This is a genomic window from Oleiphilus sp. HI0061, assembly GCF_001635675.1.
The window spans coordinates 1-1,154 of sequence record NZ_LWFE01001384.1; the positions used below are offsets into that span (position 1 = coordinate 1).

General features: G+C 45.7%; 1 protein-coding gene. It reads left to right on the plus strand.

What is annotated here, in order from left to right; translation table 11 throughout:
- On the plus strand, positions 1 to 1,154 hold a 1,154-nt coding region (locus A3735_RS21750), incomplete at both ends, for an ATP-binding cassette domain-containing protein (RefSeq protein WP_068638628.1).

Consider the following 1,154-nt stretch of genomic DNA (forward strand, 5'->3'; position numbering starts at 1 on the left):
TGAGTGAAGAAGACGGTATTCGCGCAGGCGAGCTTGAATCTGAATTCGCTGAAATGGACGGCTACAGTGCAGAATCTAGAGCGGGTGAATTACTGATTGGCGTTGGTATTCCGGTTGAGCAGCATTATGGCCCAATGAGCGAAGTTGCACCGGGTTGGAAACTTCGTGTCTTACTCGCGCAAGCACTTTTCTCTGAACCCGATATCATGCTGCTCGATGAGCCGACCAACAACCTGGATATTAATACCATTCGTTGGCTAGAAGGTGTTCTCAACGAGCGTAACTGTACGATGATCATCATCTCGCACGATAGACACTTCTTAAATAGTGTTTGTACGCATATGGCTGATCTCGACTACGGTGAATTACGTCTGTATCCGGGCAACTATGACGAATACATGCTTGCATCGACTCAGGCACGTGAACGCCAGATGTCTGATAATGCGAAGAAGAAAGCACAGATCTCAGAATTAAAGGCCTTTGTCGCTCGTTTCTCAGCCAATGCATCTAAATCTAAGCAAGCCACCTCGCGTGCAAAACAGATTGATAAAATTCAGCTTGATGATATCAAACCCTCGAGCCGCCAAAACCCTTTCATCGTCTTTAACCAAGAAAAGAAGCTTCACCGAATGGCGCTTGAAGTTGAAAGCTTGACCAAGACCTATGAAGAAACGCTCTTCAAAGACCTTAACCTGATGGTTGAAGTGGGCGAGCGTATCGCGATTATTGGCCCTAACGGTATCGGAAAAACCACCATGCTTCAGTGCCTTACAAATAGCATCGAGCATGATGCTGGTACAATAAAGTGGTCTGAGAATGCCAATATTGGTTACTACGCTCAGGATCACGCTTCAGATTTCGAAGAAGACAAAGATCTATTCGAATGGATGGGTGAATGGGGGCAAGAAGGTGATGACGAACAAGTGATTCGTGGCACTCTTGGTCGCTTACTTTTCTCTCAGAACGATATCAACAAGTCAGTCAAAGTGATTTCGGGTGGAGAGCAGGGCAGGATGCTATTTGGCAAGATCATGCTTCAGAAGCCAAATATTCTTGTGATGGATGAGCCGACTAACCACTTGGACATGGAGTCTATTGAATCCTTGAATATGGCGCTAGAAAAGTTTGAAGGAACTCTACTGTTCGTTTCTCAC